General features: G+C 66.7%; 14 protein-coding genes. 13 read left to right on the forward strand and 1 reads right to left on the reverse strand.

The annotated features are described in order from the left end of the window. Positions 1 to 7 precede the first annotated feature (7 nt). Complete coding sequence (locus tag AC3IFE_RS28075) at positions 8 to 1,006, reverse strand: LLM class flavin-dependent oxidoreductase (protein WP_050011426.1); 999 nt, start codon at positions 1,004 to 1,006, stop codon at positions 8 to 10. Between the two features lie 639 nt (positions 1,007 to 1,645). Between AC3IFE_RS28075 and hpnI the strand changes: the two genes are divergently transcribed. The 13 genes from hpnI (at position 1,646) to astD (ending at position 16,449) form a co-directional block, all read left to right on the forward strand. Beyond that, entirely contained in the window at positions 1,646 to 2,821 is a 1,176-nt protein-coding gene (gene hpnI, locus AC3IFE_RS28080; protein WP_489193351.1) for a bacteriohopanetetrol glucosamine biosynthesis glycosyltransferase HpnI, read from the forward strand. A 154-nt stretch (positions 2,822 to 2,975) separates the two neighbouring features. Then, positions 2,976 to 4,397, forward strand: a complete 1,422-nt coding sequence (gene hpnJ, locus AC3IFE_RS28085) for a hopanoid biosynthesis associated radical SAM protein HpnJ (RefSeq protein WP_489193353.1) — start codon at positions 2,976 to 2,978, stop codon at positions 4,395 to 4,397. 3 nt (positions 4,398 to 4,400) lie between these two features. Then, positions 4,401 to 5,285, forward strand: coding sequence for a hopanoid biosynthesis-associated protein HpnK (hpnK, locus tag AC3IFE_RS28090; RefSeq protein ID WP_489193355.1), 885 nt, complete (start codon positions 4,401 to 4,403; stop codon positions 5,283 to 5,285). Beyond that, positions 5,282 to 6,331, forward strand: a complete 1,050-nt coding sequence (locus AC3IFE_RS28095) for a lysylphosphatidylglycerol synthase domain-containing protein (RefSeq protein WP_301740311.1) — start codon at positions 5,282 to 5,284, stop codon at positions 6,329 to 6,331. The genes hpnK and AC3IFE_RS28095 overlap by 4 nt, the downstream gene beginning before the upstream one ends. Positions 6,332 to 6,417: 86 nt before the next feature. Next, a complete protein-coding gene (locus AC3IFE_RS28100) occupies positions 6,418 to 6,972 on the forward strand; it encodes a hypothetical protein (RefSeq protein ID WP_089467022.1) in 555 nt (184 codons plus the stop codon). Between the two features lie 363 nt (positions 6,973 to 7,335). Beyond that, entirely contained in the window at positions 7,336 to 8,025 is a 690-nt protein-coding gene (locus tag AC3IFE_RS28105) for an ABC transporter permease (RefSeq protein ID WP_012328180.1), read from the forward strand. Then, positions 8,022 to 8,735, forward strand: coding sequence for an ABC transporter permease (locus AC3IFE_RS28110; protein WP_006476443.1), 714 nt, complete (start codon positions 8,022 to 8,024; stop codon positions 8,733 to 8,735). The genes AC3IFE_RS28105 and AC3IFE_RS28110 overlap by 4 nt, the downstream gene beginning before the upstream one ends. Before the next feature lie 20 nt (positions 8,736 to 8,755). Further along, positions 8,756 to 9,556 carry an ABC transporter ATP-binding protein gene (locus AC3IFE_RS28115; RefSeq protein ID WP_089467023.1) on the forward strand — a complete coding sequence of 267 codons (801 nt, stop codon included), beginning with the start codon at positions 8,756 to 8,758 and terminating at the stop codon, positions 9,554 to 9,556. Positions 9,557 to 9,577: 21 nt separating this feature from the next. Then, complete coding sequence (locus AC3IFE_RS28120; protein ID WP_089467024.1) at positions 9,578 to 10,618, forward strand: GlxA family transcriptional regulator; 1,041 nt, start codon at positions 9,578 to 9,580, stop codon at positions 10,616 to 10,618. Positions 10,619 to 11,619: 1,001 nt separating this feature from the next. After that, entirely contained in the window at positions 11,620 to 12,852 is a 1,233-nt protein-coding gene (locus tag AC3IFE_RS28125) for an aspartate aminotransferase family protein (RefSeq protein WP_489193359.1), read from the forward strand. A gap of 30 nt (positions 12,853 to 12,882) precedes the next feature. Next, positions 12,883 to 13,950 carry an arginine/ornithine succinyltransferase subunit alpha gene (aruF, locus tag AC3IFE_RS28130; RefSeq protein WP_489193361.1) on the forward strand — a complete coding sequence of 356 codons (1,068 nt, stop codon included), beginning with the start codon at positions 12,883 to 12,885 and terminating at the stop codon, positions 13,948 to 13,950. Beyond that, complete coding sequence (astA, locus tag AC3IFE_RS28135) at positions 13,947 to 14,978, forward strand: arginine N-succinyltransferase (RefSeq protein WP_489193363.1); 1,032 nt, start codon at positions 13,947 to 13,949, stop codon at positions 14,976 to 14,978. The genes aruF and astA overlap by 4 nt, the downstream gene beginning before the upstream one ends. A gap of 7 nt (positions 14,979 to 14,985) precedes the next feature. Then, positions 14,986 to 16,449, forward strand: a complete 1,464-nt coding sequence (gene astD, locus AC3IFE_RS28140; RefSeq protein WP_489193365.1) for a succinylglutamate-semialdehyde dehydrogenase — start codon at positions 14,986 to 14,988, stop codon at positions 16,447 to 16,449. The last annotated feature ends 2 nt before the right edge of the window (positions 16,450 to 16,451 follow it).

The following is a 16,451-nucleotide window of genomic DNA, read 5'->3' on the forward strand; positions in this document are numbered from 1 at the left end:
CGTGCCGTCAGCTTGCCTCGTTCGCGAGTTCGTCGCGGATCTGCGCGGCCAGTTCGAACGAACGCAGCCGCGCGGCATGATCGTAGATCTGCGCGGTGATGATCAGCTCGTCGGCGCCCGTCTGTGCGATACGGTCGCGCAGCTTGTCGCGGACCGTGTCGCGCGAGCCGACCGCCGCGAACGACAGCGAATGCGCGACGGTCGCGAGTTCGAGTTCGTTCGCCTCGAGCGCGTCGACGGGCGGCGGCAGCTTGCCCGGCGTGCCGCGCCGCAGGTTGATGAACTGCTGCTGCAGCGACGTGAACAGGCGCCGCGCCTCATCGTCGGTCTCGGCCGCGAACACGTTGACGCCGACCATCGCATGCGGCTTCGGCCAGGCGGCCGACGGCCGGTACTGCGCGCGATAGATCTCGAGCGCCCGCATCAAATAGTCGGGCGCGAAGTGCGACGCGAACGCGAACGGCAGCCCGAGCATCGCCGCGAGTTGCGCGCTGAACAGGCTCGAACCGAGCAGCCACACCGGGACGTCGAGCCCCGCGCCGGGCACCGCGCGCACGCGCTGGCCGGGTACGGGCTCCGCGAAGTAGCGCTGCAGCTCGGCGACGTCGTCCGGAAACGAATCGGCGCTGCCGATCAGGTCGCGGCGCAGCGCGCGCGACGTGGTCTGGTCGGTGCCGGGCGCGCGGCCGAGGCCGAGGTCGATGCGCCCCGGATACAGCGACGCGAGCGTGCCGAACTGCTCGGCGATCACGAGCGGCGCATGGTTCGGCAGCATGATGCCGCCCGAGCCGACCCGGATCGTCTGCGTGGCGCCCGCGACGTGGCCGATCACGACGGCGGTGGCCGCACTCGCGATGCCCGGCATGTTGTGATGCTCGGCCAGCCAGTAGCGCCGGTAGCCCCAGCGTTCCGCGTGCTGCGCGAGATCGACGGTGTTGCGGAATGCCTGCGAGGCGTCGGCGCCGGCCGGAATGGGGGCGAGATCGAGTACGGAAAACGGTGTCATCGGAAGACCTTCGAAAACGGGGTGGCGTGGTGATGCGCTGACGCAACAGACGCCGACGATTTTGCCAAAGGGTTCCGGAACGTGCTGGCGGCGCGAGGATACCCATGCGCCTTACAGGGGCGCAGGCTGGCTTCCGACAATCGTTGCGAAAATCAATCTAATCACCGATTAATTACCAAATTTTACGGCGATTGGAAGTGAAACCGCGTCGACACACAAATTTGCACGAAACGTTTGATTTTAAAGACTGCAATACGCCTGCAAAGTGCTTACGCTACCGTGAACGTGGCCGGGCCGATCAGGCTCGTCGATCCCTCAGCTTTGCCGAAATTGCACTAGTCCGTTTCGCGTAGCGCCGAGCGCGGGGGGGCGCAGACTGCTAAAATCCGCCGCCTGCCCATCTTGTGCCGATGGAGCCATTCGAGTCTTCCCGCATGCCGTCCGGGCGCTGCGCGGGGATACGCCACGCGAAGCCGGGCATGGCCGAACCCGAACAACGGGTCGCGCCTCCCCCATTACAGACGCTGCAGGAACAAGGAGTCGGGTCGTGCCCGCGTTCGTCGTCGTCGGAATACCGCATCACGTTCAATCACGCTCAAGCGTTTGCCATGGCGCCCGCGTCGCCGGGAGGCATCGCGCATGACGCCTACCGCCACGCTGCTCGACTGGCTCCTGATCGCGTTCACGCTGGCCGCGGCCGGCTATGCGCTCGTCGCGGCCTTCGCGCCGCCGCCGCGCACACCGCGCACGGCCGCGCGCGACGGCTTCGAGCCGGTCAGTGTGTTGAAGCCGCTGTGCGGCGCGGAGCCGCACCTGTATGAAAACCTCGCGACCTTCTGCGTGCAGCGCCATCCTCGCTACGAGGTGCTGTTCGGCGTCGCATCGTCGGCCGATCCGGCCGCGGCCGTCGTCGAGCGGCTGCGCGCCGATCATCCGGATTGCGACATCACGCTCGTGATCGACGCGCGCGTGCATGGCAAGAACCTGAAAGTCAGCAACCTGATCAATCTCGCCGAGCGCGCGAAATACGGCCGCATCGTGATCGCGGACAGCGACATCGCGGTGCAGCCCGACTATCTGGAGCGCGTGACGGCGCCGCTCGCCGACCCGTCGGTGGGGGTCGTCACGTGCCTGTATCATGCGCGCAGCGTCGGCGGCCTCTGGACGCGGATCGGCGCGCAATTCGTCGACGCGTGGTTCGCGCCGTCGGTGCGGATCACGCACCTCGGCGGTTCGAGCCGCTTCGGCTTCGGCGCGACGCTCGCGCTCACGCGCGACACGCTCGACCGGATCGGCGGTCTCTTCGCGCTGAAGGACGAGCTGGCCGACGATTTCTGGCTGGCCGAGCTGCCGCGCCGCCTCGGGCGCCGCACCGTGCTGTCCGAGGTCGAGGTCGCGACCGACGTGATCGAACCGTCGTTCGGGCCGCTGTGGCGCCGCGAGACGCGCTGGTTGCGCACGATCCGTTCGCTGAATCCGGCCGGCTTCGCGTTCCTGTTCATTACGTTTACCGTGCCGTGGCTCGCGATCGGCGCGCTGCTGGCATTGCGCCTCGACGGCACGTTCGCCGGCACGCTGGCGGGCGGCGCGGCCGCGCTCGGCGCATTCGGGCGGCTCGTGCTGCACGCACGCGGCGAGGACGGCTGGCGCGCGTTCTGGCGCGACCTGCCGCTCGTCGCGGTGCGCGACACGCTGCTCGCGCTCGAGTGGCTCGTGGCCGCGTTCGGCACGCATGTGGTATGGCGCGGCGCCAGGATGACGGTCGTCGGCGGCGAACGCGCGACGGCGGCCGTGGAAGCAGTGGACGGCCGCTAGGGCCGTCGATCGAACCCGGCCCACGGGCCGAGACGCGTCGCACGGCGAAGCCGCGCGGCGCGACACAACAGAGAGGCGGGCGCCGGCAGGGCGGCCCGCGGTTTTTGACTGAATCGTTGCAACGAAACGAACTATGCAGGCTACCGGAGCATTCATGAAAACGCTGTTCTTGCAGGCCCCTTCGTATGACGGCTTCGACGGCGGAGCCGGCTCGCGCTATCAGGCGAAGCGCGAAATCCGTTCCTTCTGGTATCCGACGTGGCTCGCGCAGCCGGCCGCGCTCGTGCCGGGCAGCCGCGTCGTCGATGCGCCGGCCGACGGGCTGTCGGTCGAGGAAACGCTGAAGATCGCCAACGACTACGACCTCGTGATCATCCACACGAGCACGCCGTCGTTCCCGACCGACGCGATGTTCGCGCAGGATCTGAAGAAGATGAAGCCGTCGATGCGGGTCGGCATGGTCGGCGCGAAGGTGATGGTCGATCCGCACAACTCGCTGACGGCGAGCGACGCGATCGACTTCGTGTGCCGCGAGGAATTCGACTACACCTGCAAGGAAATCGCCGAAGGCAAGCCGTTCCCCGAGATCAAGGGCTTGAGCTGGCGCGCGAAGGACGGCTCGATCGAGCACAACGAAGCGCGTCCGATCCTCGAGAACATGGACGAGCTGCCGTTCGTCGCGCCGGTCTACAAGCGCGACCTGAAGATCGACAACTACTTCATCGGCTACCTGAACTATCCGTACGTGTCGATCTACACGGGCCGCGGCTGCAAGTCGCGCTGCACGTTCTGCCTGTGGCCGCAGACGGTCAGCGGCCATCGCTACCGCACGCGCTCGGTCGAGAACGTGCTCGCGGAAGCGAAGTGGATCCGCGACAACATGCCGGAAGTGAAGGAACTGATGTTCGACGACGACACCTTCACCGACGACCTGCCGCGCGCCGAAGCCATCGCCGTCGGCCTGGGCAAGCTCGGCATCACGTGGTCGTGCAACGCGAAGGCCAACGTGCCGTACAAGTCGCTGAAGATCATGAAGGACAACGGCCTGCGCCTGCTGCTGGTCGGCTTCGAATCGGGCGACGACCAGATCCTCGTGAACATCAAGAAGGGCGTGCGCACCGATTTCGCGCGCCGCTTCAGCGCGGACTGCAAGAAGCTCGGCATCAAGATCCACGGCACCTTCATCCTCGGCCTGCCGGGCGAGACGCAAGAGACCATCAAGAAGACGATCGAGTACGCGAAGGAAATCAACCCGCACACGATCCAGGTTTCGCTCGCCGCGCCGTATCCGGGCACGACGCTCTACAAGCAGGCCGTCGAAAACGGCTGGATGGAAGAGAACAAGACCATCAACCTGGTCAGCAAGGAAGGCGTGCAGCTCGCGGCGATCGGCTATCCGCACCTGTCGCGCGACGAGATCTATCACCATCTCGAGCAGTTCTATCGCCAGTTCTACTTCCGCCCGTCGAAGATCTGGGAAATCGTGCGCGAGATGCTGACGAGCTGGGACATGATGAAGCGCCGCCTGCGCGAAGGCGTCGAGTTCTTCCGCTTCCTGCGCGCGCACGAGGCCTGATCCGTGACGACGCAGCGGGCGGCGCGGGCGCTGATCTTCACCGCGGACGACTTCGGGCTGCACCCGCGCGTCAACGCGGCGGTCGAGCGCGCGCACCGCGACGGCGTGCTGAACGCCGCGAGCCTGATGGTCGGCGCGAGCGCGGCGCAGGATGCGATCGAACGCGCGCGGCGGCTGCCGTCGCTCGCGGTCGGCCTGCATCTGGTGCTCGCGGACGGCCCGGCCACGCTGCCCGCGCATGAAATTCCCGCGCTCGTCGGCCCCGACGGGCGCTTCGGCGACGCGATGGCGAAGGACGGCTGCCGCTTCTTCTTCCTGCCGCACGTGCGTGCGCAACTGCGCCGCGAGATCCGCGCGCAGTTCGACGCGTTCGCGGCGAGCGGCCTGCCGCTCGACCACGTGAACGCGCACAAGCACTTCCACCTGCATCCGACCGTGCTGTCGATGATCATCGAGATCGGCCGCGACTACGGGCTGCGCGCGGTGCGGCTGCCGTACGAAACGAGCGCGCCGGCGCTGCTCAAGCCGTGGATCGCGCTGGTGCGCGCGCGGCTCGATCGCGCGGGGCTCGCGCACAACGACTACGTGGTCGGCATCGAGCACACGGGCGCGATGGACGAGGCCGTGCTGCTCGACGCGCTCGCGAAGCTGCCGCCGGGCGTCGGCGAGATCTACTGCCATCCGGCCGAAGCCGGCGACGGCCCGATTACGCCGACGATGGCCGGCTACCGACCGGTCGACGAACTGGATGCGCTGCTGTCGCCGCGCGTTGCCGCCGCGCTGAAGGCGGCGGGCGTCGCGACCGGCGGCTTTGCCGACGTGTTCGGCGAACCCGCGGCACGGCGCGGCGCGCCCGCGTCGCGCGCACCGGGAGCGCAGCCGTCATGAGCAAGTGGATCAAGTGGCTCGGCTGGCCGATCGGCATCGGCATCCTGCTCGCGCTGGGGCTGCACGAAGGCGTCGGCGACGTGACGCAGATGCTCGCGCGCGCCGGCTACGCGCTGCTGTGGCTCGTGCCGTTCCACGCGTTGCCGCTGCTGCTCGATGCATATGCATGGCATCAGTTGCTCGATCGGCGCGCGTCGCTGGCGTTCCTGTGGTGGATCGCGACCGTGCGCGAGGCCGTGAACCGGCTGCTGCCCGTGGTCGGGATCGGCGGCGAGATCGTCGGCATCCGGCTCGCGCGCTGGCAGGTGCCCGACGCGAGCCGTGTGACCGCGTCGGTGATCGTCGAGGTGCTCGTGACGATCGTGGTCCAGTACGCGTTCGCGGCGCTCGGCCTCGTGCTGCTGCTCGCGACGACCGACAACATGGGCGGCGGCACGATCGGCCTCGCGCTGCTGCTGACGCTGCCGTTGCCGGTGCTCGGCGTCGTGCTGATGCGGCGCGGCGGCGTCTTCCACGCGATCGAGCGTTTCGCGGGCCGCCTGCTCGGCGATTCGCACCGGCTGCTGCAGGGCGTCGACGGCCGCCGGCTCGACGCCGACATCGATTCGCTGATGTCGCGCACGGGCCTGCTGTTCAGCGCCTTTTTCTGGCAACTGGCCGGCTACGTGCTCGGCGCGCTCGAGATCTACTGGGCGCTCGCGCTGCTCGGCCACCCGGTGTCGATCGGCGGCGCGATCGCGATCGAGGCGATGACGCAGGCCGTGCGGCATGCGGCGTTCATGGTGCCGGGCGGGCTCGGCGTGCAGGAGGCGACCGTCGTGCTGCTCGCGCAGATGTTCGGCGTCGACCGCGAGACGGCGCTGTCGCTCGCGGTGGTCAAGCGCGGCCGCGAAGTGCTGTTCGGCTGCCTCGCGCTCGGCTCGTGGCAGCTTGCCGAGCTGATGCGCACGCGCGGCCGCCCAGGTGCGCCGCCGGCCGTGCCGCGCGCGGCGCCACCGGCGAATCGGGCGTCCGAAACCCCGGCCGAAACCGAAACGACGCATTGAACACCGGACGGGCCGCGCGGCCCGTCTCGCGCTTTCGGCGTCGCGCGGGTATCCTTCGCGTGTTTTCTCCACGCGCCATTCTTCCGATGATTTTCCGTTTCCCGCTGCTTTCCGTGACGATGCTGGCCGCCGCGCTGGCGTTGACCGGTTGCGACGACCAAGGCCATCTCGACGTGCAACGTATCAGCGACTTCTTCAACGCGATCAAGCCCGCGCCGCTGCTGCTCAAGGGGCTGAAGGTCGGCGAATCGACCGAGGCCGACGTGCGCGGCACGATGGGCAAACCGGAGACCGAGCGCACGTTTACCGATGGTTCGAAGCGTCTCGAATATCCGCGCGGCCCGATGGGCAACCAGACCTGGTTCGTCGACCTCGATGCGAACGGGCGCTACACGGGCGCGACCCAGGTGCTGACCGCCGAGAATTTCGCGAAAGTGCGCCCGGGGATGGACGAGGACGAGGTGCGGCGCCTGCTCGGCAAGCCCGGCGACGTCGCGCAGTATCCGCTGAAGCCCGAGACGGTCTGGAGCTGGCGCTGGCTCGAGGACGGCGTCAACACCGACGCGTTCTTCAACGTCCATTTCGGCCCGGACGGGCTCGTCTATACGACTTCGCGCTCCGACATCCTGAAAGGGCGGTGACGCTCACGCGCGGCGCTTGTGCAACCGGTCGCGCAGCGCGTCGCGGGCATGAGCGAGCGATTGTGTCGCGTGGCCCCGGACCTGCCCGTTCGGCCTGACGGCCCGCCCGGCGCTATATCGAAAAAGCGACCGGAAAATTGCAAAAAGCCCGCTTCCCGGCGTGTCATCGGACTGTCAGGAAGCGGGCTTTTTCCTTTTGAAACAGCAGCGTAGGCCGTGCGCGGAAATGATGGGATGAATTGTTGCGACGCAGCAATCACGCGCACAGTGATTTGAGGCAAATAATTTCGCTTGCGACTATCCGCGTCAGCCCGGCGCGGGACAGGCATACGCGTCGGCATTCATTCAACTCTGGAGACGCGCGTGTTCCTTTACGGCTTTGGTCCCGTCCTCTGGGCCGGCACTGTGCAGACCATCGAGCTGTCGGTGCTGTCGCTCGCCACCGCGGTGGCGCTGGGGCTGATCGGCGCGGTGGCGAAGCTGTCGCACAACCGGGTGTTGCGAGCGATCGCGACCGGTTATACGACGCTGATCCGCTCGGTGCCCGATCTTGTGCTGATGCTGCTGCTGTTCTACAGCATCCAAATCTGGCTGAACCAGTTCACCGACCTCGTCGGCTGGAACCAGATCGACATCGACCCGTTCGTGGCCGGCGTGCTGACGCTCGGCTTCATCTACGGCGCGTATTTCACCGAGACGTTTCGCGGCGCGTTCCTGTCGGTGCCGCGCGGCCAGCTCGAAGCCGGTTCGGCCTACGGGATGAGCGGCGCGCGCGTGTTCGCGCGGATCATGTTTCCTCAGATGATGCGCTTTGCGCTGCCGGGCATCGGCAACAACTGGCAGGTGCTCGTGAAGGCGACCGCGCTGGTGTCGATCATCGGTCTCGCGGACGTCGTGAAGGCCGCGCAGGACGCCGGCAAGAGCACGTTCAACATGTTCTTCTTCATCCTCGTCGCGGCGCTGATCTATCTGGCGATCACGACCGTCTCCAACCTCGTGCTGATCCAGCTCGAGAAGCGTTATTCCATGGGCGTGCGGCACGCAGAACTATGATCGAGATCCTCCAGGAATTCGGCAAGGCGTTCCTTTTCTGGGACGGCCAGCGCCTGTCCGGCCTCGCGGTGACGCTGTGGCTGCTCGTCGCCTCGATTTCGCTCGGCTTCGTGTGCGCGGTGCCGCTCGCGGTCGCGCGCGTGTCGAGGAACAAGTGGGTGTCGATGCCGGTGCGGTTCTACACGTACGTGTTCCGCGGCACGCCGCTCTACGTGCAGTTGCTGCTGATGTACACGGGCATGTACAGCCTCGAGTTCGTGCGCTCGCACTCGCTGCTCGATGCGTTTTTCCGCAGCGGCTTCAACTGCGCGATTCTCGCGTTCGCGCTGAATACCTGCGCGTACACGACCGAGATCTTCGCCGGGGCGATTCGTGCGATCCCGCACGGCGAGGTCGAGGCGGCGCGGGCGTACGGGATGTCGCCGTTCACGATGTACCGCCGCGTGATCCTGCCGTCGGCGCTGCGCCGGGCGCTGCCGCTGTACAGCAACGAGGTGATCCTGATGCTGCACGCGACGACCGTCGCGTTCACCGCGACCGTGCCGGACATCCTGAAGGTCGCGCGCGACGCCAATTCCGCGACCTACATGGCGTTCCAGTCGTTCGGGATCGCCGCGCTGATCTATCTTGCGGTATCGTTCGCACTCGTCGCGGCGTTTCGCCGCGCGGAGCGCCACTGGCTCGCGTATCTCGCGGCCGCCCGTCATTGAATTACTTCGAGGAGAGCCAGTTGGCCGAGATCACTCAAACGAGCGCGTCCGCTTCCGTCAAGCTTGCCGCGGTCGACATCCACAAGCGCTATGGCGACAACGAGGTGCTCAAGGGCGTGTCGCTGAACGCGAAGGCCGGCGACGTCATCAGCATCATCGGCGCGAGCGGCTCGGGCAAGAGCACGTTCCTGCGCTGCATCAATTTTCTCGAGCGACCGAATGCGGGGCAGATCGTCGTCGACGGCGAGGCCGTGCGCACGAAGGCCGACCGCGCCGGCGCGCTCGAAGTCGCCGATCACAAGCAACTGCAGCGCATTCGCACGAAGCTCGCGATGGTGTTCCAGCACTTCAACCTGTGGGCGCACATGAACGTGCTCGAGAACGTGATGGAAGCGCCCGTGCACGTGCTCGGCATTTCGAAGAAGGAAGCCGAGGAGCGTGCGCGCGAGTACCTGGAGAAGGTCGGTCTGCCGCCGCGCGTCGAGAAGCAGTATCCGTCGCATCTGTCGGGCGGCCAGCAGCAGCGCGTGGCGATCGCGCGTGCGTTGGCGATGCATCCGGACGTGATGCTGTTCGACGAGCCGACCTCCGCGCTCGACCCGGAACTGGTGGGCGAAGTGCTGAAGGTGATGCAGAAGCTGGCCGAGGAAGGGCGCACGATGATCGTCGTCACGCACGAGATGGGTTTCGCGCGCAACGTGTCGAACCACGTGATGTTCCTGCATCAGGGGCGGACCGAGGAAGAGGGCGACCCGAAGGAGGTGCTGGTGCGTCCGCAGAGCGAGCGGCTCAAGCAGTTCCTGTCGGGCAGCCTCAAGTAACGCGACAGGGCGGGTTTCAACGTGGTACCGGTGTCTCGTCCCGCAGGCGCCACCCGCACGACGCAGGTGGCGATCGTTGCATTGCCGCCCGTGTCGATGTCGGGCGTGGGGCCGATCGTCGATGCGTTGAATCTCGCGAACGAGATCGACGGGCGGCTGTTGTACCGCTGGCAGGTATGTTCGTGGGACGGGCGGCCGGTGCCGCTCGCGGGCGGCGCGCAGTGGCATGCCGATGCGGCGTTCAACGATGCGATCGCGTGCGACTGGTTGATCGTCGTGTCCGAGCGGTTTCAGCAGTTTGCCGATTACCGGCTGTTTCTCGCGAGTCTCGCGCGGGTCGGGCAGCGCACGCCGGTCGTGACCGGGATTCATCACGGCGTGTGGTGGCTGGCGATGGCGGGGCAGCTTTCCGGGTATCGCGTGAGCGTGAACTGGGAGACGTATCAGCAATTCGCCGAGCAGTTCGAGCGGTCGATCGTCACGCAGCAGATCTTCGAGATCGATCGCGATCGGGCGACCTGTGCCGGTGGGCAGGCGACCGTCGATTTCATGTTGGCCATGATTGGCCGGGAACATGGGGTGGATCTCGCGGAGCGGATCGGCGATGCGCTGGGGGTCGGGGTTTTGCGCAGTGGCGAGGAGCGGCAGAGGATTCCTTTCGTGACGGCTCCGGGGGAGCGGCATCCTCGGCTCAATGATGCGTTGCTTTTGATGGAAGCCAATGTCGAGGATCCGCTTGCTACCGATGAGATCGCCGGGCTCGTGGGCGTTTCCCGGAGGCAATTGGAACGGCTCTTTCGGCAGTATCTCGGGGCGATGCCCTCCAAGTATTACCTCAATCTTCGGCTGCTCAAGGCCCGGACGCAGTTGCAGCGGACCAGTAAGTCCGTCGTTCAGGTTTCTCTCGCTTGTGGGTTCTCTTCTGCTGCGCACTTCTCTAATGCTTATCGCGAAAGGTTCGGGGTGACGCCTCGGGAGGATCGGCGGGCGTGGCTCGAAAAGCAGACGGGCGGCGGCAGCGAACCTCGGGCGGGGGCGCTCGTCGAGCGCGGGAAGGATTGAAGGTGGGGGTGGGCTTGGGTTGTTTGGTGGTCGGCTTAGGGTGTCGTGAAGCACCTGTGATCGTGTCGGTCTATTAGCGTCGCCCCTCCGCGGGGCAGCGGTCACTTTTCTTTGTCTTGCCAAAGAAAAGTAACCAAAAGAAAGGCGCTCGGAGATCGCATGACTTACCGGTGCCATCGCCAACAGAGTGGTCCGCATAAAAGTGTCCGCGCCAGTCAGGAATCCGGAGTGGTTCGAGCAATGGTTCCGACACCACTCGCTACCCGACGGAGCGGTATACCGCCCGCTAGCTCCATCCTCGCTACGCTCGGCTGCAAGGTACTTCAAGGCGAGAGCTCGCGTTCGGCTTCCTGTATCCGATGTCGGCAGCCAGGCACTTTTTCTGCTCTCCCCATTTGGGTGACCGATCGTTTAACGATGATTTTTCGCGACGACGATGTGTTTGCGCCCCGCATTTTTCTCGCGGGCAAAGCAGCGAATTCGATTATTGAAAGTACAGCGGGTCCCGCGAGGGAGGCGATACTGGTATTGGGTGGGATGGACCTGTCGGCCGAGCGAAGCGAGGACGGAGCTAGCGGGCGGTATACCGCTCCGTGGGGTAGCGAGTGGTGTCGGAACCATTGCTCGAACCACTCCGGATTCCTGACTGGCGCGGACACTTTTATGCGGACCACTCTGTTGGCGATGGCACCGGGAGGTCATGCGATATCCGAGCGCCTTTCTTTTGGTTACTTTTCTTTGGCAAGACAAAGAAAAGTAACCGCTGCCCCGCGGAGGGGCGACGCTAATAGACCGACACGATCATAGGTGCTTCACGACACCCTAAGCCGACCACCGATAGTAAGAAAAACCCACCGACACGGCATAGCCGCTCCCCGAGAGGGCAAAAACCAAAAACAGAACCTTCCGATAGAACCCGTCGCAATTCCGCAAGACGCTTGCATCACCCTTACCTAAACTTGATCCTGTTGAACCCTCTTACGAAACCGAAAGGAACGACCATGACGACCTCGACCGTGACCCGCCAGACATTCGACGAAGTGATGGTGCCGGTATTCTCTCCCGCCCCGTTCGTGCCGGACCGTGCAGAGGGCTCCCGCGTGTGGGACACGGCCGGCCGCGAGTACATCGATTTCGCGTGCGGCATCGCGGTCACGTCGCTGGGCCACGGCCACCCGGAACTGCTGAAAGTCCTCGACGAACAAGGCCGCAAGCTCTGGCACATCGGCAACGGCTACACGAACGAGCCAGTGCTGCGCCTCGCGAAGCGCCTCGAATCGCTGACCTTCGCCGACCGCGCCTTCTTCGCGAACTCGGGCGCGGAAGCGAACGAAGCCGCACTGAAGCTCGCACGCCGCGTCGCGTTCGACCGCCACGGCGCCGATAAGTACGAAATCGTGTCGTTCGTGCAGTCGTTCCACGGCCGCACGTTCTTCACGGTCAGCGTCGGCGGTCAGCCGAAGTACTCGGAAGGCTTCGGCCCGGTGCCGGAAGGCATCAAGCACCTCCCGTTCAACGACATCGAAGCCGCGAAGGCCGCAATCGGCCCCAAAACCTGCGCGGTGATCGTCGAGCCGGTGCAAGGCGAAGGCGGCGTGATCCCGGCCGATCCCGCATTCCTGAAGGCTCTGCGCGAAGCATGCGACGCGCACGACGCACTGCTGATCTTCGACGAAGTGCAAACGGGCGTGGGCCGCACGGGCCAGTTCTACGCATACATGGACACGGGCGTCACGCCGGACATCCTCACGACCGCGAAAGCGCTCGGCAACGGCTTCCCGATCGGCGCGATGCTGACGACGAACGAACTGGCCGCGCACTTCAAGGTCGGCGTGCACGGCACGACGTACGGCGGCAATCCGCTCGCATCGGCGATCGCCGACAAGGTCGTCGAACTGATCGGCGACCCGGCGCTGCTCGAAGGCGTGCGCGAACGCAGCGTGCGCCTGAAGGGCGCGCTCGAACGCATCAACGCACGCTTCGGCATCTTCAAGGACGTGCGCGGCAAGGGCCTGCTGGTCGGCGCGGAACTCACCGCCGCATTCGACGGCCGCGCGAAGGACTTCGTCACCGCCGCCGCCGAGCACGGCCTGATCATGCTGATCGCCGGCCCGAACGTGCTGCGCTTCGTGCCGTCGCTGGTGATCCCGTTCGACTTGCTCGACGAAGGCGTGAAGCGCTTCGAAAAGGCGGTCGAGCAGGTGCTCGCGGCCCAGGAAGCCACCGCGCGCTGATCGGCGCGCCCATCGCAGACAGGAACGACGATGCTATTTGTTCGCCCCGGCAAACTCACGGATCTCGATGCGCTCGCGCACATGGCGCGCACCGCGCAGCCGGTCCTGCACTCGCTGCCGCACGACCGCGCGGCGCTCGAAGCACGCGTGGCGCTCTCCGAGGATTCGTTTCGCGCGGACGTCGACTTCGCCGGCGAGGAGTTCTACCTCTTCGTGCTCGAGGATGCGTCGACGGGCAAGCTGCTCGGCACGGCGAGCATCGTGGCCGCGGCCGGCTACTCGGAGCCTTTCTATGCGTTCCGTAACGACGCGCTGATCCACGCGTCGCGCGAGCTGCACGTGAACCGCAAGATCCACGCGCTCACGATGTCGCACGAGCTGACCGGCAAGAGCCGGCTCGCGGGCTTCTACGTCGATCCGTCGCTGCGCGGCGACGCGGCCGCGCACCTGATCTCGCGCGCCCGGATGATGTACATCGCCGCGAACCGCCGCCGCTTCACGCCGGAAGTGTTCACGCTGCTGCTCGGCGTGAGCGACGGCAACGGCGCGTCGCCGTTCTGGGAAGCGGTGGGCCGCAAGTTCTTCGGCCGCGATTTCACCGACGTCGACATCGCGTCGGGCGGCCGCAGCCGCACGTTCATCGCGGAAGTGATGCCCGCCTATCCGCTGTACGTGCCGCTGCTGCCGGAAGCCGCGCAGCGCGTGCTCGGCGAGCCGAACGAAACGGCGCTGCTCGCGTACGACATCCATCTCGAGGAAGGCTTCGAGCCCGACCGTTTCGTCGACATCTTCGACGCGGGCCCGGTGCTGACCGCGCAGGTCGACCGCACCGCGTGCGTGAAGCAGGCGGCGGAGCGCGTCGTGCGCGAGGCCGCGCATCAGCAGGGCGACGTCGCATACATGGTGTCGACGGGCAGCGGCGAATCGTTCCGCTGCGTGCTGGCCGACCTGCCGGGCGACACGGCCGACGCGCGGAGCACCGAGGCGCCGCTCGCCGGCGACGTGCGCGCGGCGCTCGACGTGAAGGAAGGCGATGTCGTGCGCTGCGTGCCGCTGCATCGCCGCGACGATGAAGATTTGAAGGGAGGCGCAGCATGATCGTCGTTCGGGTCGTACAAACGGGCGACGTCGACGCGCTCGTGTCGCTCGCGAAGGAAACCGGGCCGGGCCTGACCACGTTCAAGCCCGACCGCGACGCGCTCGCCGCGCGCATCGAACGCTCGCGCCGCACGCTCGAAGGCCGCGCGGCGCCCGGCGAAGCCGGCTACTTCTTCGTGATGGAAGATTCGAAGACACGCGACATCGCGGGCGTGTGCGGAATCGAAACGCAGGTCGGCCTCGAGCAGCCGTTCTACAACTATCGCGTGAGCACGGTCGTGCATGCGAGCCAGGAGCTCGGCGTGTGGACGCGGATGTCCGCGCTGAACATCTCGCACGACCTCACGGGCTACGCGGAAGTGTGCTCGCTGTTCCTGAGCCCGCGCTATCGCACGGGCGGCGTCGGCGGCCTGCTGTCGCGCTCGCGGTTCATGTTCATCGCGCAGTTCCGCGAGCGCTTTCCGGAACGCATCTGCGCGGAACTGCGCGGCCACTTCGACGAGGACGGCACGTCCCCGTTCTGGCGCGCGGTCGGTTCGCACTTCTACCAGATCGATTTCAACGCGGCCGATTACCTGAGCTCGCACGGCCGCAAGTCGTTCCTCGCGGAACTGATGCCGCGCTACCCGGTGTACGTCGACCTGCTGCCGCAGGACGCGCAGGACGCGGTCGGCCTCACGCACCGCGACACGCTGCCGGCCCGCAAGATGCTCGAAGCGGAAGGGCTGCGCTACCAGAATCACGTCGACATCTTCGACGCGGGCCCGGTGCTCGAATGCCACGTCAACGATCTGCGCACGGTGCGCGAGAGCGTCGTCGTGCCGGTCGCGATCGGCGTGCCCGACGCGCGAGACGACGCGCCGAAGTCGCTCGTATCGAACACGTCGCTCGGCGACTTCCGCGTCGGCGTCGCGCCGGGCGTGGTCGAGAACGGCGCATTCGTGCTGTCGGCCGACGATGCCGCCGCGCTGGACGTGAAGGCCGGCGATCCGGTCCGCGTGCTGCCGCTCAAAGTCAAACAGGGATAAACGAATCATGACGGAACTCTTCATCGACGGCGCCTGGGTCGCAGGCTCGGGCCCCGTCTTCGCTTCGCGCAACCCGGGCACCGATGACATCGCATGGCAGGGCGAAAGCGCGTCGGCGGCGGACGTCGACCGCGCGGTCGCGAGCGCGCGCCGCGCATTCGCCGGCTGGTCGGCGCTCGACTTCGAAGCCCGCTGCGCGATCGTCAAGCGCTTCGCCGCGCTGCTCACCGAACGCAAGGAAGCGATCGCGACCGCGATCGGCCGCGAGACCGGCAAGCCGCTGTGGGAAGCGCGCACCGAAGTCGCGGCGATGGCCGCGAAGGTCGGCATCTCGATCCAGGCGTACCACGAACGCACCGGCGAGAAGCGCCAGGACATGGCCGACGGCGTCGCTGTGTTGCGTCACCGCCCGCACGGCGTCGTGGCCGTGTTCGGCCCTTACAACTTCCCCGGCCACTTGCCGAACGGTCATATCGTGCCGGCGCTGATCGCCGGCAACACCGTGGTGTTCAAGCCGTCGGAGCTCGCCCCGGGCGTCGCGCGCGCGACGGTCGAGGTGTGGCGCGAAGCCGGGCTGCCGGCCGGCGTGCTGAACCTCGTGCAGGGCGAGAAGGACACCGGCATCGCGCTCGCGAATCACCGGCAGATCGACGGGCTGTTCTTCACCGGCAGTTCGGATACCGGCACGCTGCTGCACAAGCAGTTCGGCGGCCGTCCGGAAATCGTGCTCGCGCTCGAGATGGGCGGCAACAACCCGCTCGTGATCGGTGAAGTCGAGGACATCGACGCGGCCGTGCATCACACGATCCAGTCGGCGTTCCTGTCGGCCGGCCAGCGCTGCACGTGCGCACGCCGCATCTTCGTGCCGCAGGGCGCGTTCGGCGACCGCTTCCTCGCACGCTTCGCCGACGTCACGTCGAAGATCACGGCCGACGTGTTCGACGCCGATCCGCAGCCGTTCATGGGCGCGGTGATCTCGGCGCGCGCGGCCGCGAAACTCGTCGACGCGCAGGCGCGCCTGATCGAGCAGGGCGCGAAGCCGATCGTCGCGATGACGCAGCGCGATCCGCGCCTGGGCTTCGTGAACGCGGCGATCGTCGACGTGACGGGCGTCGCGAACCTGCCGGACGAAGAGCACTTCGGCCCGCTCGCGCAGATCGTCCGCCATGCGACGTTCGACGAAGCGATCGAGCGCGCGAACGACACGGCGTTCGGCCTGTCCGCCGGGCTGCTCGCCGACGACGCCAACGCATGGGAGCACTTTCGCCGCACGATCCGTGCGGGGATCGTCAACTGGAACCGCCCGACCAACGGCGCGTCGTCGGCCGCGCCGTTCGGCGGCACGGGCCGCTCGGGCAACCATCGGCCGAGCGCGTACTACGCGGCCGACTATTGCGCGTACCCGATGGCGTCGGTGGAAAGCACGCAACTGACCTTGCCCGCGAGCCTGTCGCCGGGCCTGCATTTCTGATC

Source organism: Burkholderia sp. APQ4-4ca (assembly GCF_057837105.1).

Bases quoted from the DNA above. Each gene is read 5' to 3' on its own strand.
- aruF (WP_489193361.1), top strand. From the start codon at position 12,883: ATGCTATTTGTTCGCCCCGGCAAACTCACGGATCTCGATGCGCTCGCG.
- AC3IFE_RS28095 (WP_301740311.1), top strand. From the start codon at position 5,282: ATGAGCAAGTGGATCAAGTGGCTCGGCTGGCCGATCGGCATCGGCATC.
- AC3IFE_RS28100 (WP_089467022.1), top strand. From the start codon at position 6,418: ATGATTTTCCGTTTCCCGCTGCTTTCCGTGACGATGCTGGCCGCCGCG.
- astA (WP_489193363.1), top strand. From the start codon at position 13,947: ATGATCGTCGTTCGGGTCGTACAAACGGGCGACGTCGACGCGCTCGTG.
- hpnI (WP_489193351.1), top strand. From the start codon at position 1,646: ATGACGCCTACCGCCACGCTGCTCGACTGGCTCCTGATCGCGTTCACG.
- hpnJ (WP_489193353.1), top strand. From the start codon at position 2,976: ATGAAAACGCTGTTCTTGCAGGCCCCTTCGTATGACGGCTTCGACGGC.
- AC3IFE_RS28110 (WP_006476443.1), top strand. From the start codon at position 8,022: ATGATCGAGATCCTCCAGGAATTCGGCAAGGCGTTCCTTTTCTGGGAC.
- AC3IFE_RS28075 (WP_050011426.1), bottom strand. From the start codon at position 1,006: ATGACACCGTTTTCCGTACTCGATCTCGCCCCCATTCCGGCCGGCGCC.
- astD (WP_489193365.1), top strand. From the start codon at position 14,986: ATGACGGAACTCTTCATCGACGGCGCCTGGGTCGCAGGCTCGGGCCCC.
- AC3IFE_RS28125 (WP_489193359.1), top strand. From the start codon at position 11,620: ATGACGACCTCGACCGTGACCCGCCAGACATTCGACGAAGTGATGGTG.